General features: G+C 66.3%; 1 protein-coding gene. It reads right to left on the bottom strand.

Annotation, left to right across the window (positions count from 1 at the left end; all coding sequences use genetic code 11):
- Positions 1-252, bottom strand: a 252-nt coding sequence (locus FS767_RS22410) for a ribonuclease III domain-containing protein (protein WP_305986814.1), incomplete at both ends; no start/stop codon positions are given.

Here is a 252-nt window from a genome sequence, read left to right as displayed (position 1 = left end):
ATCCACCGGCGTCAGCTCGCGCAGTTGCGGGCCGAGCCAGGCCATGACCCGATCCTTGGCCGCATCCATGCCGGCATCCAGATAGATGCCGCCGATCAGGGCTTCCATGGCATCGGCAAGAATAGATTCGCGACGGAAGCCGCCGCTCTTCAGCTCACCGGACCCCAGGCGCAGGTAGTCACCCAGCTCGAAGCTGCGCGCCAGCAAGGCCAGGGTCTCGCCTTTCACCAGCTTGGCGCGCAGGCGGGACAG

The sequence above is a fragment of the Pseudomonas sp. DE0010 genome (genome assembly GCF_007680745.1).
Lineage (GTDB): Bacteria > Pseudomonadota > Gammaproteobacteria > Pseudomonadales > Pseudomonadaceae > Aquipseudomonas > Aquipseudomonas parafulva_B.
The sequence above is the reverse complement of the archived record's forward strand: the minus strand, read 5'-3'. Positions and strand labels throughout refer to the sequence as shown.